Annotated in this window: 19 protein-coding genes; 16 read left to right on the top strand and 3 right to left on the bottom strand. The window is 53.7% G+C overall.

Going from position 1 to position 21,659, the window contains the following annotated elements:
- The first annotated feature begins 36 nt into the window (after positions 1-36).
- From hisB to KJW29_RS24440, 13 genes are all read left to right on the top strand, one after another.
- The gene (gene hisB, locus KJW29_RS24500; protein WP_214626605.1) at positions 37-636 is read left to right on the top strand and encodes an imidazoleglycerol-phosphate dehydratase HisB; all 600 of its coding nucleotides are present in this window, start codon (positions 37-39) and stop codon (positions 634-636) included.
- Position 637: 1 nt separating this feature from the next.
- A complete protein-coding gene (gene hisH / locus KJW29_RS24495; protein WP_214626604.1) occupies positions 638-1,270 on the top strand; it encodes an imidazole glycerol phosphate synthase subunit HisH in 633 nt (210 codons plus the stop codon).
- Between the two features lie 415 nt (positions 1,271-1,685).
- Positions 1,686-2,444, top strand: coding sequence for an imidazole glycerol phosphate synthase subunit HisF (hisF, locus tag KJW29_RS24490; protein ID WP_087571750.1), 759 nt, complete (start codon positions 1,686-1,688; stop codon positions 2,442-2,444).
- Between the two features lie 11 nt (positions 2,445-2,455).
- On the top strand, positions 2,456-3,139 hold the full coding sequence (hisIE, locus tag KJW29_RS24485; RefSeq protein ID WP_214631301.1) for a bifunctional phosphoribosyl-AMP cyclohydrolase/phosphoribosyl-ATP diphosphatase HisIE: 684 nt from the start codon (positions 2,456-2,458) through the stop codon (positions 3,137-3,139).
- 146 nt (positions 3,140-3,285) lie between these two features.
- Entirely contained in the window at positions 3,286-4,236 is a 951-nt protein-coding gene (locus KJW29_RS24480; protein WP_187102527.1) for a ribose-phosphate diphosphokinase, read from the top strand.
- Between the two features lie 330 nt (positions 4,237-4,566).
- On the top strand, positions 4,567-6,321 hold the full coding sequence (locus tag KJW29_RS24475; protein ID WP_087571752.1) for a tetratricopeptide repeat protein: 1,755 nt from the start codon (positions 4,567-4,569) through the stop codon (positions 6,319-6,321).
- A gap of 22 nt (positions 6,322-6,343) precedes the next feature.
- Positions 6,344-7,291, top strand: a complete 948-nt coding sequence (trxB, locus tag KJW29_RS24470) for a thioredoxin-disulfide reductase (protein WP_214626603.1) — start codon at positions 6,344-6,346, stop codon at positions 7,289-7,291.
- Between the two features lie 280 nt (positions 7,292-7,571).
- Positions 7,572-8,522 (top strand): ROK family glucokinase, encoded by a 951-nt coding sequence (locus KJW29_RS24465; protein ID WP_214626602.1) that lies wholly within the window; start codon positions 7,572-7,574, stop codon positions 8,520-8,522.
- A gap of 11 nt (positions 8,523-8,533) precedes the next feature.
- On the top strand, positions 8,534-9,421 hold the full coding sequence (gene rapZ / locus KJW29_RS24460) for an RNase adapter RapZ (RefSeq protein WP_087571754.1): 888 nt from the start codon (positions 8,534-8,536) through the stop codon (positions 9,419-9,421).
- Positions 9,422-9,435: 14 nt separating this feature from the next.
- Complete coding sequence (locus KJW29_RS24455) at positions 9,436-10,422, top strand: gluconeogenesis factor YvcK family protein (RefSeq protein ID WP_087571793.1); 987 nt, start codon at positions 9,436-9,438, stop codon at positions 10,420-10,422.
- A 6-nt stretch (positions 10,423-10,428) separates the two neighbouring features.
- Entirely contained in the window at positions 10,429-11,370 is a 942-nt protein-coding gene (gene whiA, locus KJW29_RS24450) for a DNA-binding protein WhiA (RefSeq protein WP_087571755.1), read from the top strand.
- 193 nt (positions 11,371-11,563) lie between these two features.
- Entirely contained in the window at positions 11,564-11,833 is a 270-nt protein-coding gene (locus KJW29_RS24445; protein ID WP_068678916.1) for an HPr family phosphocarrier protein, read from the top strand.
- 253 nt (positions 11,834-12,086) lie between these two features.
- A complete protein-coding gene (locus KJW29_RS24440; protein ID WP_214626601.1) occupies positions 12,087-12,407 on the top strand; it encodes a DUF2628 domain-containing protein in 321 nt (106 codons plus the stop codon).
- 112 nt (positions 12,408-12,519) lie between these two features.
- Here KJW29_RS24440 and KJW29_RS24435 read toward each other — a convergent pair whose 3' ends face one another.
- The 3 genes from KJW29_RS24435 to clpP form a co-directional block, all read right to left on the bottom strand.
- On the bottom strand, positions 12,520-13,434 hold the full coding sequence (locus KJW29_RS24435; RefSeq protein ID WP_214626600.1) for an L-lactate dehydrogenase: 915 nt from the start codon (positions 13,432-13,434) through the stop codon (positions 12,520-12,522).
- Between the two features lie 56 nt (positions 13,435-13,490).
- Entirely contained in the window at positions 13,491-14,267 is a 777-nt protein-coding gene (locus KJW29_RS24430) for a formate/nitrite transporter family protein (protein WP_187102522.1), read from the bottom strand.
- A 183-nt stretch (positions 14,268-14,450) separates the two neighbouring features.
- Positions 14,451-15,032, bottom strand: a complete 582-nt coding sequence (gene clpP, locus KJW29_RS24425) for an ATP-dependent Clp endopeptidase proteolytic subunit ClpP (RefSeq protein WP_108993888.1) — start codon at positions 15,030-15,032, stop codon at positions 14,451-14,453.
- 325 nt (positions 15,033-15,357) lie between these two features.
- On the opposite strand from clpP, the gene KJW29_RS24420 reads away from it, so the two are divergent.
- From KJW29_RS24420 to KJW29_RS24410, 3 genes are read left to right on the top strand one after another with little or no spacing between them, the layout of a single operon-like run.
- On the top strand, positions 15,358-17,991 hold the full coding sequence (locus tag KJW29_RS24420) for a glucosidase family protein (RefSeq protein WP_214626599.1): 2,634 nt from the start codon (positions 15,358-15,360) through the stop codon (positions 17,989-17,991).
- A 22-nt stretch (positions 17,992-18,013) separates the two neighbouring features.
- Positions 18,014-19,873 carry a sensor histidine kinase gene (locus tag KJW29_RS24415; RefSeq protein ID WP_214626598.1) on the top strand — a complete coding sequence of 620 codons (1,860 nt, stop codon included), beginning with the start codon at positions 18,014-18,016 and terminating at the stop codon, positions 19,871-19,873.
- 11 nt (positions 19,874-19,884) lie between these two features.
- A complete protein-coding gene (locus KJW29_RS24410) occupies positions 19,885-21,507 on the top strand; it encodes a response regulator (protein WP_214626597.1) in 1,623 nt (540 codons plus the stop codon).
- The last annotated feature ends 152 nt before the right edge of the window (positions 21,508-21,659 follow it).

Raw genomic sequence — 21,659 nt, 5'->3', positions numbered from 1 at the left:
GTAGATAAAACATATACCAAGCAGGAGGATACGAAGATGACTGATAATAACAAACGTGAAGCGTCGGTAGCGCGCAAAACAAATGAAACGGACATCAAGCTGGCGTTTTCGGTAGACGGTTCGGGCGCGGCGAAGCTGGAGACGGATGTACCGTTCCTGAATCATATGCTGGACCTGTTCGCGAAGCACGGACAGTTCGATCTGAGCGTAGAGGCGCAAGGCGACATCGATATCGACGACCACCATACGGTCGAGGATATCGGTATCTGCCTGGGGCAGACGCTGCGCGAAGCGCTGGGCGACAAGCGCGGCATCAAGCGTTACGCGAGCGTGTTCGTGCCTATGGACGAGGCGCTTGCGCAAGTGGTGATCGACGTCAGCAACCGGCCGCACTTCGAATATCGCGCACAGTATCCATCCGCCCAAGTCGGAAGCTTCTCGACGGAGCTTGTCCACGAGTTTCTGTGGAAGCTGGCGCTTGAGGCGCGGATTACGCTGCACGTTATCGTACACTACGGACAAAATACGCATCACATGATCGAAGCCGTATTCAAGGCGCTGGGACGCGCGCTTGACGAGGCGACCAGCATCGATCCACGCGTGCAAGGAGTGCCTTCGACGAAGGGAGTATTGTAGCATGATCGCAATCATCGATTACGGGATGGGCAACCTGCACAGCGTAAGCAAGGCAGTAGAAAGACTCGGCTACGAGGCTATCGTGACGGCGGATCCCGAGACGATCGTGGAGGCCGAAGGAGCCATTTTGCCAGGCGTCGGCGCGTTCGGAGACGCGGTGCAGAACCTGCGTAATACGAAGCTCGACGACGTGGTGAAGTTTTATGCCGAATCGGGCAAGCCGCTGCTGGGCATTTGTCTCGGCATGCAGCTGCTGTTCGGCGAAAGCGAGGAATACGGCCGCAATGAAGGACTGAACTTGCTGCCGGGCCGAGTCATCCGCTTCAACGGCAGCTACAAAATTCCGCATATGGGCTGGAATAAGCTGCAGTTCCGACAAAACGAATCGCCGTTGTTTCGCGGACTAGAAGAGGGGCATGTCTACTTCGTCCACTCCTTCCACGCGAAGCCGGAGCAAGCTTCCGACTTGCTGGCGACAACAGACTACAATGGCGACGTGACCGCGATAGTAGGTCGGAATAACGTCTACGGCATGCAGTTCCATCCTGAGAAAAGCGGAGAGCTCGGCATGCAGCTGCTGGATAATTTCCTGGCGTTGACGGGCAGCCCCAAAATAGCAGCGAATGTGTCGTAACAACGAAATAACGAAATAACGAAACAACGAAACAACGAATGACCGATGCTACGAAGGCGAATGATTTCCGGCTGACGCCTCGTTAGCGGGTCCCGATTAAGCGATTAAACCGACAATAAGGAAAACAGTCCTTCTTGGGGAGTTAATTGCCAACGGACAACGGACACATGAGACGCTAAATTGGTCAAATTCAATCAACTGAAATAGTTAACGGACATCAGATGCCTTATTGACTTCAACCGGAGGGGGTATCCCCCATTTTGGATGAAATAGCGTCGTTTGTGTCCTTTAGATTTACAAAACATACGTTTTTATCGAAATAGCGACCCCTGTGTCCGTTAACAAAACAATGGTAACTTGGTGAGACGGCCATTGTCGCGCATTTCGATGAAAGATGGAAAGGTAGGGATAACCTATGCTGGCGAAACGTATCATACCGTGCTTGGACGTGAAGGACGGGCGAGTCGTGAAGGGCGTTAATTTCGTGAACCTGCGCGATGCGGGCGATCCCGTAGAGCTTGCGGCGACCTACGATCGCGAGGGCGCGGACGAACTCGTGTTTCTCGACATATCGGCGTCGGTGGAAGGACGGGCGACGATGATTGAGGTCGTGAAGCGTACGGCGGGCGAAATTACGATTCCGTTCACCGTTGGCGGCGGCATCTCTCATGTCGACGACATGAAGCGGATTCTGCGAGCGGGGGCGGACAAGATCGGCATCAACACGGCCGCAGTCAAAAATCCATCGCTCGTTTCAGACGGAGCGCGGCACTTCGGATCGCAGTGCATCGTCGTCGCAATCGACGCAAAGTTTAATCCCGAATGGGGCGAGTGGGAAGTCTATACGCATGGCGGAAGGCAGACGACGGGGATCCGGGCCTTGGAATGGGCGCGCGAGGTAGAGCGTCTGGGAGCGGGCGAGATTCTGCTGACCAGCATGGACGCCGACGGCACGAAGGACGGCTTCGACGTGAAGCTGACGGGGGCTGTCTCTCGGAGCGTAGGCATTCCGGTCATTGCTTCCGGCGGTGCCGGCAACATTGCGCATTTCGCGGAAGTATTCCAGGATGCGCAGGCGGACGCCGCTCTTGCGGCTACGATTTTCCATTACAAAGAACTCACGATAGCACAAGTGAAGGACGATCTGCGGAGCAAAGGAGTTGAGGTCAGGTGACGACAAGCAACATGAATGAATTGAAGGCTGCCATCAAGTGGAGCGAGGACGGCCTCGTTCCCGCGATCGTCCAGGATGCGCAAAGCAAGGAAGTGCTCATGCTCGCTTACATGAATGAGGAGTCCTTGGGGCTCTCCGTCTCGACCGGGACGACCTGGTTCTGGAGCCGCTCCCGCAACGAGCTGTGGAATAAAGGCGCGACAAGCGGCCATACGCAGCGCATCGAGTCGATGAGCTACGACTGCGACGGAGATACGCTATTGGTTCGCGTAGCTCAGCAGGGTCCTGCATGCCACACGGGACGGTATAGCTGCTTCTATAACGGCATCGAGCTTGAGTCAGGCGCGCAGCAAGCCGATTCCGCCGATGACAAAGAAGAGTCCTCCGACCGTTTCGGCATTCTCGGCAAGCTGGAGACCATCATCGCTCAGCGATATGCGGAGCGTCCGGCAGGCGCATATACGACCTACCTGTTCGATAAAGGCGTGGATAAAATTCTCAAGAAGGTCGGAGAAGAATCCGCTGAAGTTATTATCGCAGCGAAGAACCAGGACAACGACGAACTTCGCAGCGAAGCCGGCGATCTGCTTTTCCACTTAATGGTGCTGCTGCGCGAACGAGGGCTGCCGCTCGACGACATTATGAGCGAGCTGAACAACCGTCACGGCAAACCGACGACGAACAAAATGCGATAAAAGGGCAGTCAAATCGCCCAAATTCATGACTTTGTCGAAAAATAGTGCATTTACATTTTTGAAATCTTCATAAATCAATGTATAATAGGACAGGTAAGCTTGATTGGAGTAATAAATTATTTGGTCGAAACGCTCAGGAGGGTATCATGTTAAGCGACAAGGTGCGTATTTTTTCAGGTTCGTCAAACCCGGTATTGGCTCAGAAAATTAGCGAAGAGCTTGGTTTGAACCTAGGTTCCATCAAACTGTCCCGTTTCAAGAGCGGTGAGATCTACGTTCACTACGAAGAGACGATTCGGAACTGCGACGTCTTTCTCGTTCAGTCGTTCTCGCATCCCATCAATGAGCACTTTGTCGAATTGTTGGTTATGATCGACGCGGCGAAGCGTGCTTCCGCAAGAACGGTCAACATCATTATGCCGTACTACGGATATGCTCGTCAGGAACGGAAGGCTGCGCCACGAGAGCCGATCTCGGCGAAGATGCTGGCGGATGTACTGACGACGGTCGGAGCGACTCGCGTCATAACGATCGATCTTCATGCTCCGGCGATCCAGGGCTTCTTCAACATTCCTGTGGACCATATGACGGCGCTGGACCTGATCAGCGATTACCTGAAGTCCAAGAACATTAAGAACCCGGTTGTCGTATCTCCGGATGCGGGCCGCGCGTCTACGGCGGAGAAGCTCGCCAACTACCTGGACACCTCGTTCGCCATCATGATCAAGAAGCGCTCCGCGCACAACGAGTCCTCCATTACGCACGTCATCGGCGACGTTGAAGGGCAGACGCCGATCATTATCGAGGACTTGATCGATACGGGCGGTACGATCGTGAACGTAGTCGAAAGCCTTAAGGAACGCGGGGCCGAGGATGTATATGTCTGCGCCACGCATCCGCTGTTCTCCGGTTCGGCCATCGAGCGTTTAGACCATCCATCTATAAAAGAAGTGATCGTGACCGATTCTATCATGCTGCCCGAGGAGACGCCGGAACGATTTAAAATTTTGTCCGTTGCGCCGTTGCTCGCGGAAGCGACTCGGATCATTCTGGACGGCGGCTCTATCAGCACGCTGTTCAAGAACAAAGGCGTATAATCGGAACATTATAAGTAAGAGTTCAAAAAGTTCGGTTTTCAGCACCGAGAAGATTGGATGAAGGTAGAAACTGAGGAGCGGAGCGTAGTGGAAGCTACGTGAGCACCGGAAGTTTCGCCTGAATTCAAGATTCGATGTCGAGTAGGCCTCGTGGCATACTTCGTGATCAAAAGCGGACTTTTTGAACAACCTCTATAAGTATTCCAATTGCGAAAATCGCGGGCGGCCTGGAGGCTGTCCGCGATTTTCCCACATATTCTAGCATGTTGGGACATGCCCGGCTATGGTATAATCGTGCTGACGAAGGATAGAAAAGGAGGTGCCTTGCAAATGAACAAAAAAAGAATGGCGGTCGGCGAAGGCGCGAATACGAACATTATCTCTATACAGTGGGACGCTACATTCTTCTTCGAGCGCGCGGTACGCTCGCTGGACCGATTCCATTATGACAAGGCACTCAAATATTTCCGGAGAGCCGTAGAATACGAACCGGACAATCCCGTGAATCATTGCAATATGGCGGGTATTCTGTCGGAGATGGGCAACTATAAGGAGTCCAACGAGATTTTGGGCCGAATTATGGACGATCTCGACCCTATGATGACGGAATGCCACTTCTATATGGCCAACAACTTCGCCAACATGGAGTTGTATGAGGCCGCCGAGCAATCGCTCGTTAAATACCTGCAAGAGGATCCCGAGGGACAATACCTGGATGAAGCCGAAGAGATGATGGATCTGCTTCAATTCGAGCTGGAGCGGCCGATGGAGCTTAAGAGCATTAAGGCTCGCGAAGGCATGGTGGAGCACGACCAGGCACGCGCGCTGCTGGAGGAAGGCAAGTTTACCGAGGCCGTGCGCATTCTGGAGGATATCGTAGAGGGGCAGCCCGAATTTCTTGCGGCTCGCAATAATCTTGCGCTGGCTTATTATTATATGGGATTGTTCGACAAAGCGAAGGAAGCCATTCGGAGTGTGCTAGCCCAGGATTCTGGCAATTTGCACGCGCTTTGCAATCTAGCGATTTTCTATCAGCATGAAGGAGACAAGGACAATCTCGCGGAGCTGGTGGATTTGCTGACCAAGACAGTGCCGTTTCATCAGGAGCATGTGTTCAAGCTGGCGACGACGATGGGCATTTTGGGCGAACATGAGATTGCCTACCGGCATTTCATCCGTCTCGCCAAGGACTCTGAGGTACAGCAAGATCCGTGCCTGTTCCATTACGCCGCGGTAGCGGCATGCAACATAGGCAGACTTAACGACGCCGAGCGGCTGTGGAAGACGACGATGAAGCTCGACCCGAGCTCCGATGTTCCTCATTATTACATGCAGCAGCTCGAACAGCTCCGTCAGGGACGCGCCGCAGCGCCTATCAGCTATCATTACCATCTGCCCTTCGAGGAGCAGTTCAAGCTATGGGAGAAGTCGACGGACGGCATTCCCGATCATCTAAAGAGCGATCCGCTTGTCCGTTCCTCATTCTTCTGGGCGCTGCGGCATGGGGACCAGCATACGAAGCTGCAGGTCATTCAGGCGTTCGGCATGATTGCAGATAACGAAGTGAAGGACGTATTGCGCGCATTCCTCCTGGAGTCGGACGAAGACGATTATTTAAAAAAAATCGCGATTTTCGTCTTGCGCACGATCGGCGTGCAGGAGCCGCTAAAGGTCGTGCTGGAAGGCAAGGAGACGACCATCGAACCTAATCGCGTGCCGTCGAGGCTGCCGGAATGGCATGACAAGTGGGAGGAAGTGGCCCAAACCGCGCTGAGCCGGATGAGCAAGCATTATGATCTCGTCCAGCAGCATGATATGATGACATTATGGGTGGAGTTTTTGTCGCGCGTCTATCCCGACGTTCCCAAGCTGACGAAATCGGAAGGCTGGGCGGCGGCTCTCGAATACTTGACGGCCAAGATGCATCGTCGTGCGATCTCTTACCACGAGGTGTCCGTCCGTTATGGAACATCGATCGCGACGGTAAGCAAACACGTAAAGCTGATCGACAGCGCATGCGGCATCAAGGAGAAAATGAAGAGCATCAGCTCGTTTTTCTCCTCGCACGAACCCAACGAAGACTAAATTTGGCATGAGGTGAGAATCAATGTACAAATCCATTATTATCGGCACGGGACCAGCCGGACTGACCGCTGCCATCTACCTGGCACGCGCCAGCATGAATCCGCTCATAATTGAAGGACCGGAGCCGGGCGGACAGTTGACGACGACGACGGAGGTCGAGAACTTCCCGGGCTTCCCCGAAGGTATTATGGGCCCTGAGCTCATGGACAATATGCGCAAGCAAGCGGAGCGCTTCGGTGCTAAATTCCTGACGGGCTGGGTCAACTCCATCGATCTGTCGCAGCGTCCGTTCAAGTTGCAAGTGGAAGGCCAGGGCGAGATCGTCGGAGAGAGCGTCATTATTTCCACGGGGGCGTCGGCTAAGTATCTCGGCATTCCGGGCGAGAAGGACAACGTGGGCAAAGGCGTCAGCACTTGCGCGACATGCGACGGCTTCTTCTTCCGGGGCAAAAAGATCATCGTGGTCGGCGGCGGCGACTCCGCCATGGAAGAAGCAAACTTCCTGACGCGCTTCGCCACGAACGTTGAGCTGGTCAACCGCCGCGACGAGCTGCGCGCTTCCAAGATCATGCAGGAGCGCGCCCGCGAGAACGAGAAGATCAGTTGGAGCCTTAACCGCACGCCAGTGGAAGTCGTGGCGAACGGCATGGGAGTAACGGGCCTCAAGGTGCGCGACAATGCAACGGGGGAAGAAGAGGTTATCGAAACGAACGGCATCTTCATCGCGATCGGCCATACGCCGAACACGAAATTCCTCGGCGGACAGATTGATACGGACGAATATGGTTACATTCAGGTCAAGCCAGGCACCTCGGAGACGAATGTTCCGGGCGTATTCGCCTGCGGCGACGTGCAGGACAGCAAGTATCGTCAAGCCATCACGGCAGCGGGCAGCGGCTGTATGGCCGCGCTCGACTGCGAACGGTTCCTGGAAGGATCCATAACGCATGACTGGAGCCAGTCGCTGTAATCAACCATGCGGCGGCGGGAACGACGAGGAACGTTAAAGCGTGACCTGCGCGACGCTCGTCTGGGCACAACAGGCAGCTTGGGCTGTCCTCGCCGCGACCGCATAGATGGACTGCACCTGAGAAGTCGGCAATAATCAGGCGGCGGTCCTCTTCATTTTGGCGAATGAAACGCGTTGCACGCCATAGGATGAGGAAAGCCGTTTCACCTTGACCGACGCGGAAACAACGCTTATAGTTGGAACAGAGAATGTTAATTATGTAAACGAGGTGGCTATTGTCATGTCTGAGAAGATTTACGTGGGCGTCGATGTCGGCGGCACAACCATTAAGGTAGGCCTGTGCGACGCAGAAGGGCAACTCCTTCATACCTATGAAGGGGCGACGGAAACGGATAAAGGTACGGACGCTATTCTTCATAATATCGCGAGGTACGCGCGCAACATTGTAGAACAGTCTAATTACGACTGGGAGCAAGTGGACGGCGTAGGCGTCGGTATCGCGGGTTTCTTGGACATCTCGAAGGGCTACGTGAAATATTCGGCAAACCTGTACATCGAGAATACGGATTTAAAGGGTTTCCTTGAGCGGGAACTTGGCAAAACCATTAAAGTGAACAACGACGCGAACGTTGCGGCGCTGGGCGAAGCATGGGCAGGCGCAGGCAGAGGCATAGCGCATTGCGTATGTTATACGCTCGGCACTGGTGTCGGCGGCGGCATTATTATAGACGGCAAGATCGTAGAGGGTTTCAACAGCATGGCGGGCGAGCTCGGCCATATCGCGATCGTTCCGGATTTGGAAGCAATCCAGTGCGGCTGCGGCAAGATGGGCTGTCTGGAGACCGTATCGTCCGCGACAGGCATCATTCGTATGGCGAAGGACGCCGTGGCCCGCGGCGACCGGACGACGCTTGCGCAGGTGGAGAACATTATGGCGAAGGACGTTGTCGACGCGGCGAAAGCCGGCGACGAGGTGGCTGCGCGCATCGTGAGCCGCGCTGCTTATTATCTCGGCAAATCGATGGCGATGCTCTCCATCGTATTAAACCCGCAATATTTTATTATTGGCGGCGGCGTATCGAAGGCCGGCGACTTCTTGTTTAACCAGATTCGCGAAGTGTTCGAGAAATATACACAGGACCAAGCCAAGGAAGGCGTCAAGATCGTGCCGGCTACGCTGGGCAACGATGCGGGCGTCGTAGGCGCTGCAGGACTCATTCTTAGAGGATAGTAGGTGTACGCATGGAAACGACGGCAACGCTTGCTAAGCTAGTGATCATTACCGGCATGTCGGGCGCGGGCAAGACCATTGCGGTGCAAAGCCTGGAGGATCTTGGATTCTTCTGTGTCGACAACCTTCCGCCGGTGCTCATTCCCAAGTTCGCGGAGCTCATCGAGCAGTCAAACGGCAAGATCGGCAAAGTTGCCCTCGTTATCGACCTGCGGGGACGCGAATTTTTCACGGCGCTGTCGGAATCATTGGCGTATATCAAAGATCATCATACAATAAGCTGCGAAATCCTGTTCCTGGACGCTACGGACGAAGTGCTCGTCCAGCGCTACAAAGAGAGCAGGCGCCGGCATCCGCTGGCGCCTCAGGGGCTTCCGCTGGAAGGCATCCATAACGAGCGCCGCTTGCTGGAGGATCTCAAAGGCTCGGCTTCCCAGGTTATCGATACGACCAGCCTGAAACCTTTGCAGCTCAAGGAACGTATCATCACCCATTTCACGAATGTGGAGCAAAGCAACCTCTCCGTTAATGTAACCTCGTTCGGTTTCAAGTACGGCATTCCGATCGATGCCGACTTGATCTATGACGTTCGATTTTTGCCCAATCCGCATTACGTCGAGCATCTGCGTCCCAACACGGGCCAGAATCCCGATGTCTACGAGTACGTGATGAAGTGGCCGGAGACGCATCAGTTCCTCGCGAAGCTGATCGATATGCTACAGTTCCTCATCCCGTTATACCGCAAGGAAGGCAAGAGCCAAGTTGTGATCGGCATCGGCTGCACAGGCGGCAAACATCGCTCCGTAGCCATTGCGGAATATTTGGGCAAGGTGCTCGGCAGCAGCGACACGGAGCGGGTACGCGTAAGCCATCGGGATTCGGAGCGTGATAAGCATTGATTCGGGGGGAGAACATGCAGACGATCCAAAAGATTGTTCGTCGTCCCAAGATCGTCGTCATCGGCGGCGGCACGGGTCTCTCCGTCATGCTGCGAGGATTGAAGGAGAAGCCGCTCGACATAACGGCGATCGTTACGGTCGCCGATGATGGCGGCAGCTCCGGCATATTAAGAAATGAGCTGCAGATTCCGCCGCCGGGCGACATCCGCAACGTACTGATGGCGCTCGCCGACGTGGAGCCGCTGCTTGCCGACATGCTGAAGTATCGCTTCAAAAATGGCAACGGACTTGCGGGGCACAGCCTCGGCAACCTGATGCTGGCCGCCATGACGGATCTATCCGGAGACTTCGTGACGGGCATTCGTCAGCTTAGCCAAGTGCTGGCCGTACGCGGGCGCGTGCTGCCGGCGGCAAATCGTGCAATCGTGCTTAAGGCGGAGCTTGAAGACGGAACTATCGTGACGGGGGAATCGCAAATCCCCAAAGCGGGGAAGGCGATAAAGCGCGTGTTCCTGGAGCCTGCCGATGTCGTGCCGCTCGCGGAAGCTGTGGAAGCCATCGAACAGGCCGACGCCATTTTGATCGGCCCTGGCAGTCTGTACACGAGCATCATGCCGAACTTGATCGTTCCCAAGCTGGCTCAGGCGATCGTGGAGTCGGAGGCGGTCAAGCTGTTCGTCTGCAACGTGATGACGCAGCCGGGCGAGACGGATAACTATACGGTCAGCAATCATCTGGACGCCATTCACGCCCATATCGGCCATCATTTATTCGATTATGTCATCGTAAACGACGGCGAGATTCCGCCGCAGGTGGAGAGCAAGTACGCCGAGCTTGGGGCCAAGGCTGTCCAGTTGGACATTGACGAGGTTACCCGCAGAGGGTACAAGGTTATCGCCGACAAGCTTGTATTGTTCCGTACGTTCCTGCGTCACGACGCGGAGCGGTTAAGCCACCATATCTACAAGCTGGTGGAGAATTGGATGTTACGAAAGAGGTGAGGCAGAATGTCTTTTGCGGCCCAAACAAAAAAAGAGCTGACGATGGTAGAAGCGGACAGCTGCTGTGAGCGCGCCGAATTATCGGCCCTTATACGGATGAACGGTTCGGTCAGCTTATCCAGCCGCAAGGTCGTTCTTGACATCTCGACGGAGAATGCCGCGATCGCGCGCCGAATATATTCACTGATCAAGAAGCACTTCGACCTGCATGTAGAACTGCTCGTACGCAAGAAGATGAGGCTTAAAAAAAATAACGTCTATATCGTACGTCTCCCCGCCAAGGTGCAGGAGACGCTGGCCGAACTTCGAATCGTCTCCGAAGGCTTTATGTTCAATGATGGTATCGACAAAGAGATCGTGCGCAAGCCTTGCTGCAAACGCTCCTACTTGCGCGGCGCCTTCCTTGCCGGAGGCTCTGTTAACAATCCGGAGGGTTCGTCCTACCATCTGGAGATTGCTTCGATGTACGAAGAGCATTGCGGCGCTCTCGTCGATCTGGCGAACAAATTCGATTTGAACGCGAGATGCATCGAGCGAAAGAAAGGTTTTATTTTTTATATCAAGGAAGGCGAGAAGATCATCGAACTTTTGAACATCATCGGCGCACACCAAGCGTTGTTCAAGTTCGAGGACGTTCGGATTATGCGCGACATGCGAAATTCCGTCAATCGGATCGTCAATTGCGAAACCGCCAATTTGAATAAAACGATCGGCGCTGCCGTTCGGCAGATCGATAACATAAAGCTGTTGGAGAAGGAGATCGGACTCGACAGCCTTCCCGACAAGCTGCGCGAGGTCGCGGTCATTCGGATGCAGCATCCCGACCTTAACCTCACGGAAGTAGGCGAGATGCTGAAAGGGCAAGTAAGCAAGTCAGGCGTCAATCACCGACTTCGCAAAATTGACGAAATGGCCGAAAAAATACGGTCCGGTTCAACTTTTGCCTAGTGCTACAGCCTGTAAAATGATATAATAAGTTGTAATTGGCTTTTCTGACGGTATATGTTCAATTCTAAGCTTTCACTAAGCGCACGGCGCTTATGTTAGCCTCAGAATTCAACGCGGAACGACGTCCCCGCATAAAGGGCTTAGACAAGCGTTTCCGCTAGATGATTCAGTATAATATAGGGGGTATGTTTCCATGACAAGGCTTCCGGTTGTCGTTCGGTTGAAGACTGGGCTTCATGCTAGGCCTGCAGCGCTATTCGTTCAAGAAGCGAACAAATTCTCCTCCGAGGTATTCGTAGAGAAGGACGATAAGAAAGTAAACGCTAAATCCATTATGGGCATTATGAGCCTTGCGATCAGCTCCGGAACTGAAATTTCGATAAGTGCTGAAGGATCGGACGCGGAGCAGGCTGTAAACGCTTTAGTCGCATTGGTCAGCAAGGAAGAGCTCGAGAACCAATAAGGGCAAGCTCGGATGGGATTTCCGTCCTTTCATGAGCAAAGCAAGGGAGTCTTTTATGCGACGCAGAGGGTCGCATAGAGGGCTCTTATTTGCGTGCGCAGGGGTTGCGTTGGGAGGGCTCTAAGACACCCTGGCAGCGGAACTATATTTGTAAATAAATTGTAATGTAAGCGCATTAGTTACCAAAAAAACAATCGACATTTTAGGTAATATTTCCTATAATAATGTCAATACATAGAAGGAGTTGACGAACATGCACGTAAGATTGGTAAATGCGGCAGGCGGAGTGAAGGAAGTAAAGGTTGGATTCAGCTGGACTACCTTCTTCTTCGGATTTTTCCCGGCGTTGTTCAGAGGAGATCTGAAGTGGGCCGCGATCATGTTTATCACGGCAACGGCGATTGGAATATTTACGCTGGGCTTAGGAGCCTGGGTTCCCGGAATCATTTTCTCGTTTATCTATAACAAGATGTACATCAAGGAACTGCTGGAGAAAGGATACCGGCCTCTGGACGCGCACGCGCAAAGCGTTCTGCACCAAGGCGGCATCGTCGCCGCTCCGGCGTCCCTGTAGTCTGCATTCGGCATAAGGCATTCCTAGACAATCCATGAAGACAACAAATGGCGGTGAACGGGTAGCAACATAACCCGAGCACCGCCATTGCTGCGTTTATGAGGGGATGTCCTTAAAGCTGAAGCGAAGAAATCAGCCCTTTGAGCTTGTCTGCCGACTTATGCAGAAGCTCCCGCTCCTGCTCCGTGATCGTAATGTCCATCACCTGTCTGACGCCGCTGCGGTCGACGATGCAAGGAACGCCCAGGTAGACGTCGGAAACGCCGTGGTAGTCGTTAAGCAGGGTCGAGACGTTGAGTACGGCGCCCTCGTCACTCAGGATCGCTGTGCAGATGCGGTCGAGTGCCAGCGCGATGGCATAATAGGTCGCGCCTTTGGCTTCGATGATCTGGTAGGCGGCATCGCGAGTATTGACGAACACGTCTTCGCGGTCCTCTGCAGACAATGTAAGCTTCGATCCGGCTATGTTGGCCAAGCTCCAAAGCGGCAGCTCGGAGTCGCCATGCTCGCCGACGATATGCGCATGCACGCTGCGCGGGTCGATATCCAGCTTCTGGCCAATCAGGTAGCGGAAACGCGCGCTGTCGAGAAGCGTGCCGGAGCCGATGACGCGATGTATCGGCAGCCCCGCTTTTTTATACGCCATATAGCTCATAATATCGACAGGGTTGGAAGCGATCAGCAGGATGGCGTCTCCATTATACGGAAGCACTTGCTCGATAATGCTGTCGAAGATAGCGACGTTGCGCTTCAGCAGCTCGGTGCGAGGCTCGCCCGGCTTCTGGGCGGCGCCAGCCGTAATGATGATGATGTCGGCGCCTGCACAGTCCTCATAGGTGCCAGCCCAGACGGAGGCTTGACCGAGGAACGGCATGCCGTGATTCATGTCGAGCGCGTCTCCGGCGGCTTTGTTATGGTTGGCGTCGATGAGCACCAGCTCGTCCACGCGATTGCGAAGCAGAAGCGTATATGCCGTAGTCGAGCCGACGGCTCCGGTGCCGATAATAACGATTTTGGATTTTTTCATGGAATGAAATCGCTCCTTGTATTGGAATTCACGGCGATCGCCGTATGATACCGCGTTTAATCCTCGTAGAATGGCTTGTTGACGTAGTGGTACATCCATCCCATCAGGATGCCGCCGCCGATCAGATTGCCCAGCGTGACGGGGATGATGTTGTGGAAGCCTCCCGAATAAGAGAAGTTCCCGGGATCCAACACGAATGCGATGGCGAAGGTGCATAGGTTGGCAATGCTGTGCTCGTAGCCCGAGATAAAGAAGCAGAAGACGAACAACATCATCGCGAACATCTTGGCTCCGTCGCTCTTCATCGACATGGGAACGAAAAATGCAAGGCAGACCAGCCAATTACAAAGAATGGCCCGGAAGAACAGCTCCGAAGTCGGCGCGGTCATCTTTTTGTGCACAACCTCGAGCAAGAAAGCATGAACGTCGGGGCTAGAGAACAAGCCGGTCGTCCAAATCAGCAAGGCGAACGCGGCGGCGCCCAAGATGTTGCCTAAGTAACTAAGTACCCACAACCTGACGGTATCCAACCACCTCATGCGCTTGCGCAAAGCGGCGTAGGTATAGTAGAAAGTATTACCCGTAAACAGGTCGCCTCCGCCGTAACTGATCAGGATGATGGCTGCGCCAAACGTGATTGCGGCCATGGGATAGGTCAGCGGCGAATTCTCCAAATAGAAGAAGCTGCCCGTCTTGAAGGCGACGATAACGCCGAACCCGATGAACATACTGGCCAGCATGGAGCGGGACAGATAACGCCAGACGCTATTTTTGTATATGCGCAGCTTCTTTAGGGCGAGCTGCTCGACCTTGCTTAACGCTTCTACTTCCATGAGTACCACCTCTTGATGCATAATGGGCTGGTTGCGGCTGCAGGCGATGGAACATCCTGCTAAAACCATAATAGCTTGCCGCACGATGGCGGGGAGTGATCTTTGTCACAGATGTGGCGTACAGATGAAAAAAAAGAGAAGCAGACGAATGGAGCATCTGCTTCTTCTAGGTGATGCCTTACTTTAGATCCTCTCGATAACCTTATCGACGAGTCCGTATGCTTGCGCTTCGGCAGCGCTCATGAAGTAGTCGCGGTCGGTATCCTGTTCGATGCGGCTAAGCGGCTGGCCGGAACGATCCGCCAGAATGTTGTTAAGCTTGTCGCGCATCTTTAGAATGCGGCGGGCGCGGATCTCGATATCGCTCGCTTGGCCTTCGGCTCCGCCCAGCGGCTGGTGGATCATGACTTCGCTGTTCGGCAGCGCGTAACGTTTGCCCTTCGCGCCGGCAGTCAGCAGGAAGGCACCCATGGAAGCGGCCATGCCGACGCAGATCGTGGACACGTCCGGCTTAATATATTGCATCGTATCGTAAATGGCCATGCCAGCTGTAATGGAACCGCCAGGGCTGTTAATGTAAAGGGAAATGTCCTTCTCCGGATCTTCCGCGGCAAGGAACAGCATTTGCGCGATGATGGAGTTGGCGACTACGTCATTCACGCCGGAGCCAAGGAAGATAATGCGGTCCTTCAGCAGGCGGGAGTAGATGTCGTACGAGCGTTCCCCTCTGTTGCTTTGCTCAATTACCATAGGCACAAAATTCATTCTTAACCAATCCTCCTTAAGTGTTTGCGCAGCAAACGCATCTTCGTAAGCATAAACTCATCATGAAACGATAAGTAGAAATTTCGTATTCCTATCATAACGGATTGTTTTCAAAAAGTCAAAGAAGGTCAAATGAAAAAATGCTTCGCCCGAACAGCCGATTGATCTGGGCATGCAGGTCAAAAAAGTCCAAAAGAAATGATAAGATTTGTGCTATCCGATACTTCCTTCGCGGCCTATAGTAGAGGTATTGGTGTTAGCGCTTTCAGATTTGGATCAACAGGCGCAACCGTTCATCCTTGGGATTATGGGGGGACTGGAAAAGATGATTGCGAGATTCGCGATAGAATGGAAGAAAGCGCCGATCGAGGGGGCCGTTACGGCGACCGTCGGCACGGTCGTTACGGCAGTCGTTCGGGGGAGCGGCAAGTCCGATGAGGCTATCTTCTTCACGGACGGCGGTCCGGCGCGGCTGGAAGTAACCATTGAAACGGAAGACGAGACCGGCTCGAAGGGGATTCTGGTGAAGATGGATACGCCCGAGCATCCGTTCAGTTTTTTCCTGAGGGACGTCAACAAGGCTTATCCGATCTACATACCCGCATACGGAGTTGTCGTTACGCAAGCCGAAGACGATCGGACATACGGGGAAATCGAGCTCGACGTCAAGGCGTTGAACCTGGTTACCGAGCTGCAACGGATCGAGGACGAACCGGAAGAAACCTACGAGAACGCCGCCGAACATACCCGGGAGCTCGCTTCGCAGACTTGGCTCGGCTTGTCGCGCGATATGCGGATTTTCGGCGTCGGGTTTCGCGGAGTCGGCGGAGAGGAAAGGCTGTGGGATTGGGTGCAGCCGAGATTTCACGGCTTCGAAGCGAAGCTGCCGGAGTACGGGGACAAGCCCGTCTGCTATCGTTATATGCTTGGCCGAGGCGTCGGCTGCGTGGAGGGCGTCTCCCGCAGGCTCGAGGACGGATCGCTCCCGATTCTGCACGCCTCGATCGCGGATAACGACGTGGTCTACGACACGGTATCCTTCGCTTCTTACGAAAGCAGTCCTTTGAGGGCCGATACGTTAAGGGGCACCCATTATTTGGCCGCCGACGGCTTCGGCCACTTTCATATGTTGACGGAAGAGCAGACGGAGATGCGGGAACGTCTCCTTCCGCAGGAGATGAACCAGGAAGAGGAGACGGTGCTTTACTTCCGGGCGGTGGCCACGAATAAAGCCCGAGTGCCCAGATACGCCTGGTTCAAGAACGTCGTTCCCAACGCTTTCGTCTTAAACGACGACAAGCAATACGAGTTCGACGGAGGCAACGGGTTCGTCCGCTACTCGGAGAATCGGGTTTGCTGCGTATCCAAGCTGGGCGGACAACCGCTTGGAACGGAAGAGACGGCCGTTCTCCTGGCTCCGGGAGAGTCGATCGCTTTCGAATTCTACTTGCCCCACCGTCCGATCTCCGAGGAACGCGCCGAAGGATTGCGAGGGCAATCTTTTGAAGAGAGATGGACGGAGTGCCGCGCTTTCTGGCGGGAGAAGCTTTCCCGAGCGGCGTCGATCAAGCTTCCCGAGCCGCGGATCGAAGAGATGGTCAAGGCCGGATTGCTTCATCTCGATCTCGTCTCATACGGCCTGGAGCCCGGCGGGACGATCGTTCCGACGATCGGCGTGTATACGGCGATCGGCTCGGAGAGCTCGCCGATCATCCAATTCATGGAGTCCATGGGTTGGAACGGCGTTGCGGAGAGGGCGCTGAGGTTTTTCTTGGATAAGCAGCACGAGGACGGCCTGATTCAAAATTACGGCGGATATATGCTGGAAACGGGAGCCGCGTTATGGAGCCTCGGAGAGCACTACCGTTATACCCGGGACGAAGCTTGGCTTATTGAGATCAAGGACCGTTTGCTAAAGGCGTTCGATTATTTGGCGAGGTGGAGAGAACGCAATAAAACAGAGGAACTTCAGGGCAAAGGATACGGCATGCTGGAAGGGAAGACGGCGGATCCGGAGGACCCGTTCCGCTCCTTCATGTTAAACGGATATGCTTATATGGGAATGAGCCGACTGGCGGAGATGCTCGCAAACGTCGATCCCGACCGTTCCGCGAGAATCGAAGGAGAGGCGCAGGCCATGAAAGAGGATATCCGTCAAGCTTTGTTCGTCGCGATGGGGAACTCGCCGGTCGTCCCTCTGGCCGACGGAAGCTGGGTGCCGACCGTTCCTCCTTGGGTAGAGCACAGAGGACCGCTTTCCGTTAACGGGGAAGGCGGCAAATGGCTGACGCACGGTTCGGTCGCCACTCGGGATTCCCTTCTCGGCCCGCTATACCTCGTCTTTCAAGAGGTTGTTCGTCCGGACGAGGCCGCGGCGGAATTCATGTTGCATTACCATGGGGAATTGATGTGTACGCGCAACGTCGCTTTAAGCCAGCCTTACTACAGCATTCATCCGTGGGTGCATCTGAAACGCGGCGAGGTTAAAGCGTTCCTGAAAGCCTACTATAACGGCTTCTCCGGATTGGCGGACCGGGAGACGTATACGTTCTGGGAGCACTTCTGGCACGCCAGCCCGCACAAGACGCACGAGGAAGGCTGGTTCCTCATGCAGACCCGTTGGATGCTTTACATGGAAGACGGGGAGGAGCGGTTGAACTTGTTGCCGGGAATTCCGAGCAAATGGCTGGAGCATGGCAATATCATCGAGTTGGACGGAATCGCGACTTATTTCGGAGCCGTCACGCTAAGCGTCGAATCGAATTTGGAGCAACATGAGATCGTGGCGAAAGTCGTCTGCCGGTCGGATAGAAAACCGAGCACCGTGAGCATCCGGCTCCCGCATCCGGAAGGCGCGATTCCCTCTCGGACCGTTGGCGGAACCTACTGCCCTACCGGGCAAACCGTCTTGATCGAACGATTCGACGGAAATGCCGAAATCGTGCTGCGATTCGATTAACGATGGCAAAAACGATGATATAATGACAGAAAAGGACGCTGCTTACGTCTCTCTGAGCCTGCAAGATGAGATGTACGTTTGTTTTCCGGGAGGTTATCGTATAAAAGCGAATAGCGTCGACACGATTAAAAAGAGGATGAAACTCCTCTTTTTTGGCTTACGCAATAAATTCATCCTGTTTAACACGGTCATCGGCATCGTGTTTATTACCGTTTTAAGCGCTCTCTTATCGCATTTTATGGAAAAGTACGCGAAGGAAAACATCAATCAGTACGTTACGAGCCTGAACGCGCAGATCAGCAACAGCATCGACCGCTACGTCGACGATATGCAGAAGGTGCTGATGATCCTCTCCGAGGACGCGAACCTCCCCGTGATCGCGGACAAGAAATTCGTCGGAACCTTCGAGGGGTATACGGCTTACAATCGTTTTTACGATAACATCCGATCGCTGATTTTTTTCAAAGGGTACAAATCGTTATCGGTCATCCTCTTCGACAGACAGGAAATTCTGACGACGGATTTAAACGACGGCGAGGATTTCAAGTATATTCGCAATGCCCTGAATACGAACATGTACCGCGAGATCACCGATTCCGAGCAATCGATGGTGCTGCTGCCGGGATTCTCCCTGTTGCCGGGCAAGGACAACAATACGTTATTCTCCCAGGCCATCAAGCTATGGGGCAACCTGCCCGGAGAAAAAGACTTCATGGTGCTGAGCGCCGACAAAGACCTGTTCTCGCAATTTCTCAACGGGGTCAACAACCAGGCATTCGACGATATTTTGATTACGACGGAGGACGGGAAGGTCATTTTCAGCCTGAATTCCGATGTCTCGGCTTACGACGAATTCAGCGACAAGGACATCGGCCGATTAGCCGAATTCGACACGCTTCGTCTCCATGGGGCAAGCTATTACGCCAACGTTAAAAACTCCGCGACGACGGGCTGGTACGTCGTCTCTTTAATTAACCAAAACAAGATCGACAAACAAATCAACGATTCGAAAATCATCATCATGCTGACGGGCATTATCGTGATGGCCATCCTGGTTCTCGCCGTTCATCTATTCGTGACGAGGAGCACGCGGGATCTCAAAAGGTTATCCAAGACGATGAAAAACATAGAAAAATCGAACTACCAGATCCGAAGCGACATTAACCGGAACGACGAGATCGGCGATCTCAGCCGAAGCTTTAATGCGATGATCAAGAACGTGCTCGAGAACCAAGTGCTGCGCAACGAGGCCGAGATCAAAAGTTTGCAGGACCAGATCAATCCGCATTTCCTGTACAACACGCTCGACGCGATCAGCTCGCTGGCCATTAAACGGGATCACGTCCGAATCAACGGAATGGTGGAAAAGCTGGCCGATTTTTACCGCTACAACATGAACATCGCCAGCAACAACGTCGTGGAAATCGGAACCGAAATCCAACACGTAAAAAACTATCTTGAAATTATCCAAGTTCGCTACGGCAGCCGTTTAAGCGTGAACTATGAGATCGACGAAGGGATGTCGGAATACCGGACGATTCGGTTCACGCTTCAACCCGTCGTGGAGAACGCGATCAAACATGCGTTTAACGAAATGTCCATGGCCTGCGTCATTGAGATCAAAGCCTACGAAACGGAGGATACGATCGTTCTGGAAGTGACGGACAATGGAATCGGAATCGAGGAGTCCAAGCTTCGCAAGATCATGCAAGATATCGAGGGAGAAACCTTTTTATTTCATTCCGAGGCTCGCGGGGGCGTAGGACTGAAAAACGCGAACATGCGGTACAAGCTGTTATTCGGCGGCGATTACGGAATCTCGATCGAAAGCGCCAAGGGGAGCGGGACAAAGGTCGTCATTACCGGTCGCAAAATGAAATGAGGTGCATCCAGATGAAGGTCATGGTTGTAGACGATGAAGAATTGAGCAAGGACAAAATCGTTTATTTTTTGCATGGCAGCTCCGTTTCGTTCGAAAGCGTTTTAACGGCGGGCAACGGCAGGGAAGCGCTGGATTTGATCAAAGGCGGCGTAATTCCGGACCTGATCCTGACCGATATCCGGATGCCCGTCATGAACGGGTTGGAATTGATCGAGGCCGTAAAGGAAGAATATCCGGACATCCGGTTTATCGTGACCAGCGGGTATGCCGATTTCGACTACGCCGTCAAAGCGATGAAGCACGGAGTGACGGATTACGTTCTCAAGCCGGTCAAGGCCCAAGACCTCATTTCCGTGGTGGAGGCGATGCGGGACGCGATCGCGGAAGCCTGTCAGGCGAAGGAAGAGAGCATTCGGATCGAAACGGTCAGCCGGGAAAATCGCCGCATGGCGATGGAAAAGGAAATCTATCATCTGTTGACCGACAGACGGGACGATGAGATCGAGAAGAAGGATGCGGAACGGGAAAACGCCATTCTCAGACATGGCTCCTATCTCATAGCCTCGGTTAAGCTCCATGCCGGAGAACGGCCGGTCGATGGCGAAGTTTACCGGGAATTGCGCAAACGATTCGACGATGAAACGGGAAACGGCTGGATGATGGAAAATTACTTCGGCAAGGATACGTTCATTCTAATATTTGGCGGCGAGGACGATAATCAGCTCGCCGACGCGGCGTCCAAGGAAGCGCATCGGCTTCGCGCGTCGCTCTGCGACCTGCACGGCTTGGCGGTTACGATAGGCATAAGCCGACCTTGCGTCGATCCGAGGACGGCTTACCGGCAAGCCGCCATGGCATTGAAAAACCGATTTTGTTTCGGAACGGACCGCATCTTCCCGTATGCCGCGAACGAGGCTCGCAGCAATAGCGCTTCGCAATCGCTCGCGCTTAAATTCAAGCTGGCCGAACAAAGCCTGGAAAACAAAAGTAATGCGAAAGCGATCGACCTTCTCCGCCATACCGCGGAGGATGTATTCGTACGTTCGCTAGCCGAATGCCGGGAAGAGATTTCGATCGACTACCTGTTTAACGAGTACGTTAATCTGGTCATCCGGTTCTGTTTGAAGAACGGCTACGATTTCGTCGATCGGATCGATCCGGACGTTCTATCGGGGAGAGCTCTGGACGAATTCGAGGATCGCGAAGCGATCGTGAAGTCGATCGAGACGATGATCGAAAGATTGTTTCGTTCCGCTCCCGGATCGGAAGGAGGCGCCCCGCGGAATGCCGCTCTCCATTCGTCGGTCATCGATCAAATCATCGGTTACGTGTCCAGGAATATAGGGGAAGAGATCAACCTGCAGACGGTATCCGATAAATTCGCCATTAATCCTTCGTACCTTTCGCGTATCTTTAAAGCCGCCACGAGTCAGGGCTTCGTCAAATACGTGACCGGGCTCAAGATCGACAAGGCGAAAGAACTGCTCGGGAACGGGACGCTGGAGATCGCGGACATCGCCCACGGACTCGGATTTTCCGACCAGCAGTATTTCAATCGGGTGTTCAAAAAAACGACGGGAACGACGCCGAACGAATGGCGGAACAAGAGTAAAAAAAGTCCAAAAAACGCGTAAGTTTCGTGCAAGATAAGCGGTTGTCCGATACGTTAAAGTAGAAGTATAAGCAGGGCGCAATCGGCGAGAGGTCGAGTCCGTCACGAGCATCGCTTTAGAAGAACCAAGGCTATGCGAGGAACGGCGGATTCTTCTCAGCTTATTAAGAAAGC

The sequence above is a fragment of the Paenibacillus agaridevorans genome (assembly GCF_018604145.1).
Classification (GTDB): domain Bacteria; phylum Bacillota; class Bacilli; order Paenibacillales; family Paenibacillaceae; genus Pristimantibacillus; species Pristimantibacillus agaridevorans.
The sequence above is the reverse complement of the archived record's forward strand: the minus strand, read 5'-3'. Positions and strand labels throughout refer to the sequence as shown.

Excerpts from the sequence above, each read along its gene's own strand:
- hisB (WP_214626605.1), top strand. The coding sequence starts at position 37 with ATGACTGATAATAACAAACGTGAAGCGTCGGTAGCGCGCAAAACAAAT.
- hisH (WP_214626604.1), top strand. The coding sequence starts at position 638 with ATGATCGCAATCATCGATTACGGGATGGGCAACCTGCACAGCGTAAGC.
- hisF (WP_087571750.1), top strand. The coding sequence starts at position 1,686 with ATGCTGGCGAAACGTATCATACCGTGCTTGGACGTGAAGGACGGGCGA.
- hisIE (WP_214631301.1), top strand. The coding sequence starts at position 2,456 with ATGAATGAATTGAAGGCTGCCATCAAGTGGAGCGAGGACGGCCTCGTT.
- KJW29_RS24480 (WP_187102527.1), top strand. The coding sequence starts at position 3,286 with ATGTTAAGCGACAAGGTGCGTATTTTTTCAGGTTCGTCAAACCCGGTA.
- KJW29_RS24475 (WP_087571752.1), top strand. The coding sequence starts at position 4,567 with ATGAACAAAAAAAGAATGGCGGTCGGCGAAGGCGCGAATACGAACATT.
- trxB (WP_214626603.1), top strand. The coding sequence starts at position 6,344 with ATGTACAAATCCATTATTATCGGCACGGGACCAGCCGGACTGACCGCT.
- KJW29_RS24465 (WP_214626602.1), top strand. The coding sequence starts at position 7,572 with ATGTCTGAGAAGATTTACGTGGGCGTCGATGTCGGCGGCACAACCATT.
- rapZ (WP_087571754.1), top strand. The coding sequence starts at position 8,534 with ATGGAAACGACGGCAACGCTTGCTAAGCTAGTGATCATTACCGGCATG.
- KJW29_RS24455 (WP_087571793.1), top strand. The coding sequence starts at position 9,436 with ATGCAGACGATCCAAAAGATTGTTCGTCGTCCCAAGATCGTCGTCATC.
- whiA (WP_087571755.1), top strand. The coding sequence starts at position 10,429 with ATGTCTTTTGCGGCCCAAACAAAAAAAGAGCTGACGATGGTAGAAGCG.
- KJW29_RS24445 (WP_068678916.1), top strand. The coding sequence starts at position 11,564 with ATGACAAGGCTTCCGGTTGTCGTTCGGTTGAAGACTGGGCTTCATGCT.
- KJW29_RS24440 (WP_214626601.1), top strand. The coding sequence starts at position 12,087 with ATGCACGTAAGATTGGTAAATGCGGCAGGCGGAGTGAAGGAAGTAAAG.
- KJW29_RS24435 (WP_214626600.1), bottom strand. The coding sequence starts at position 13,434 with ATGAAAAAATCCAAAATCGTTATTATCGGCACCGGAGCCGTCGGCTCG.
- KJW29_RS24430 (WP_187102522.1), bottom strand. The coding sequence starts at position 14,267 with ATGGAAGTAGAAGCGTTAAGCAAGGTCGAGCAGCTCGCCCTAAAGAAG.
- clpP (WP_108993888.1), bottom strand. The coding sequence starts at position 15,032 with ATGAATTTTGTGCCTATGGTAATTGAGCAAAGCAACAGAGGGGAACGC.
- KJW29_RS24420 (WP_214626599.1), top strand. The coding sequence starts at position 15,358 with ATGATTGCGAGATTCGCGATAGAATGGAAGAAAGCGCCGATCGAGGGG.
- KJW29_RS24415 (WP_214626598.1), top strand. The coding sequence starts at position 18,014 with ATGACAGAAAAGGACGCTGCTTACGTCTCTCTGAGCCTGCAAGATGAG.
- KJW29_RS24410 (WP_214626597.1), top strand. The coding sequence starts at position 19,885 with ATGAAGGTCATGGTTGTAGACGATGAAGAATTGAGCAAGGACAAAATC.